The 2956-nt window shown below is 69.3% G+C and carries 4 protein-coding genes; 2 read left to right on the top strand and 2 right to left on the bottom strand.

Annotation, left to right across the window (positions count from 1 at the left end):
• On the top strand, positions 1–746 hold a 746-nt coding region (locus tag ABFS34_16360), incomplete at its 5' end, for a nucleotidyltransferase family protein (protein MEN8376998.1).
• Between the two features lie 17 nt (positions 747–763).
• Here the strand turns inward: ABFS34_16360 and ABFS34_16355 are convergent.
• Positions 764–1063, bottom strand: a complete 300-nt coding sequence (locus ABFS34_16355; protein ID MEN8376997.1) for a zf-HC2 domain-containing protein — start codon at positions 1061–1063, stop codon at positions 764–766.
• Positions 1060–1653 (bottom strand): sigma-70 family RNA polymerase sigma factor, encoded by a 594-nt coding sequence (locus ABFS34_16350; GenBank protein MEN8376996.1) that lies wholly within the window; start codon positions 1651–1653, stop codon positions 1060–1062. The genes ABFS34_16355 and ABFS34_16350 overlap by 4 nt, the downstream gene beginning before the upstream one ends.
• Positions 1654–2027: 374 nt before the next feature.
• Between ABFS34_16350 and ABFS34_16345 the strand changes: the two genes are divergently transcribed.
• On the top strand, positions 2028–2956 hold a 929-nt coding region (locus ABFS34_16345), incomplete at its 3' end, for a vWA domain-containing protein (protein MEN8376995.1).

Below are 2956 nucleotides of genomic sequence, written 5' to 3'. Positions count from 1 at the left end.
TCAGCGACCTGCTAGTGGACGCGATGATCTTCGCGGCCGGGCTGGGAACCAGGCTCCAGCCGCTCACGGACACGCTGCCCAAGGCCCTCGTGCCGGTGGCGGGCGTGCCCATGCTGGAGAGGGTGGCGCGCCGCTTGATCGCCGCGGGCGCAGACCGCCTCGTGATCAACGCCCATTGGCTCGGGCATGAAGTGGAGCGTTTCGTCAGGGAACGCGGCGGCTTCGGCGTGGAAACACACGTCGTGCGCGAGCCGGGCGACGCGCCGCTCGAGACGGGCGGGGGGCTCCGCCACGCCGCCGGGCTCCTGCGGCGTGACGCGCCGTTCTTCCTGCACAATTCGGACGTGCTGACGGACCTGTCCCTGGTCGACATGTACGACGCGCACGCGCGCTCGGGCGCGCTCGTCACGCTCGCCATGCACGAGCGCGACAAGAGCCGTGCGCTCCTTTTCGACGCGGACGGACTGTGCGGGCACTCCGACCATTCTGGGCGTGTCACGCTGGCGAGGGAGCCGCGCGGTGAGGCAACCCCCCTGGGCTTCACCGGGGTCCACGTCGCTGAGCCGCGCCTGCTGGACGAGTTGGAAGAGGAGGGGGCGTTCTCCGTCATAAGACCCTACCTGAGACTCGCGGGCCGCGGCGAGAGACTGCTGCCCTACCGGGTGGACGGCTGCGTGTGGATGGACATCGGGACGATGGAACGCCTGGCCGAAGCCGAGCGCTGGCTCACGGCAGGCACGGCGTAGCCACCGATGGCGGCCGGTCAGTCGCCTTCGACCAGGCTCCGCTCGATCGGACCGGGCTGCTCTTCCGCGCCATCGAGGCCCTCGCGAAGGAGGGCGCGAAAGACCTTCCTGCGCAGCTCGGCCGGGACCTCCGTCTCGGTGCGCTGCCGCAGGAAGCCGCGAAATGCACGCTGGAAGTCGTAACGTGGAAAGCACTTCTCGCACTGGCGCAGGTGATCCCACACGCGCGCCGTCGTGTCCGGGTCGAGCTCTCCGTCGAGGTAGTCCCACAGCTTGTCCGCGACCTCGGCGCACGGGAGCGGCGTGCGAATCTTCATCCGGCCTCCCGACTTCCCGCGGACGGCTGGATGTAGCCCATCTCCACCGCGTAGTCGTAGAGCGATCGCTGCAGCAACCGCCTGCCGCGGAACAGCCGGCTCTTCACCGTGCCAACAGGGATGTTCAGGACGCGGGCGATGTCCGCGTACGGGAGTCCCTGAAGGTCACTCAGGACCAGACATTCGCGGAATTCGTCGGGCAGCCGATCGATCTCGGCCAGGACCTCGCGGTCGACGAAGGAATCGAAGAAAGTGTTCTCCGGATCGGCCACCTGCAGATCGTCGAAGATCGCCCGCGAGGCGAGAGATTCGACGTCCGCCTCGATCCGACTCGTGGGAGTCTCGGGTCGGCGCCCCTGTCGCTCGCGCTGGCGCAGAAACACGTTCCGGCAGATGGTGAACAGCCAGGATCGGCAGTTCGTGCCTCGCGTGTAGCTGGCCCACGACCGGTAGCCGCGCAGGAACGTCTCCTGGACCAGATCCTCCGCCAGGTCGGTGTCCCCCTGCGCGAGGCGCAGGCCGAAGCGGTACACGGCGTCCAGATGGGGGAGCGCCTCGGCCTCGAAGCCAGGCTTTTCCTCGGTGTGCAAGGGCGCTTCTGCGGGCTCGGAATGCGCCGACTGACCGACGTCGGCGTCCGCCGAGAGGCCGCCTTCTTCGGGCGCTTGCGCGTCACATTGGCCGGAGGCCTCTGTGCAACTGGATCGGGACATACTCCCCTGGTTCCGGGGGGCGCTGCGCAGCCCGGTGCCGCCCGGCCACCGGTATCGCTGCCGAACCGTTGCAAATATTGTAGCGGTTTGGAACCGGTGGACCAAGTTCGGTCGCTGCGGGGTTTGCGTATCCCTGACAGATCGCGGACAACGCTGCGACCCTCGCTGGTCCGTCCTGGGTAAGCTTGTCAGGGAGCCGTGGCGCGTCGGATGATCCGTGCGCGTCGCGGTCGTTTATTCGGATGCCGAGCATGATACGAGAGCTTTTCGAGTGGCTGCTCAAGTATCCTCCGCTGCTCTATCAGCGCGGGGACATGGCACTCGCACGTCCGTTCCCCGCGTGGCTGTGGGTCGCGGCGGCGGGGTTCGCGCTCGTCGCCGTCGCTGCGTACATCCGCCGTCGCAGAGGGGATGCCATCGCGCCGACGTTGGTGCTGGCGACCCTGCGCCTGGCGCTGATTGCCGCGTTGGTCGTCCTACTTGCCCGGCCGGTGCTGCGCGTGCCGACGGTCGTTCCGCGCGAGAACCACCTGGCCATCCTGATAGACGACTCGCGCAGCATGCGCATTCCGGACGTGGACGGCGAGACCCGCGCCGATTTCGCGCGCACCACGTTCGCGCCGTCGGCCCCCCTTACCGCCGAGCTGGCCGCGCGTTTCCGCCTTCGTTTCCTCCGCTTCGGCTCCGCCCCGACGCGCCTGACCGACTGGAACGCGCTCACGTTCGAGGGCGAGCGCACGCGCATCGGCAGCGCGTTGCAGGCTGCGGCCGACGAGCTCGGCTCGGCGCCCGCGTCCGGGGTCGTTCTGGTGACCGACGGAGCCGACAACGGGTCGGGACCCCCGATCGACGCGCTGCTGCGGCTGCGCGCCGCGGGGCTGCCGATCTTCGCGGTCGGGCTCGGCGCGCCGGAACTCGAACGAGACGTGGCCATCGCCCGCGTCGACGCTCCCCGCTCGGTGCTCCTGGGGGGTTCCTTCGAGGTCGCCGTGGAGGTGGAGCAGCGCGGATTCGCCGGCGACACCGCGACGGTGGTCGTCGAGTCCGATGGGCGCATCGTCGGCGAGCGGGTGATCAGGCTACCCGCCGACGGAGAGACAGCCGCCGCCCGGGTACGAGTGGACGCCGAAGAGGGCGGAGTGCAGCGCCTCAGGGCGCGGGTCTCTCCCAGGAGCGGCGA

This window comes from Gemmatimonadota bacterium, from assembly GCA_039715185.1.
GTDB lineage: Bacteria > Gemmatimonadota > Gemmatimonadetes > Longimicrobiales > RSA9 > DATHRK01.
This window is presented reverse-complemented; position numbering and strand designations above follow the sequence as displayed.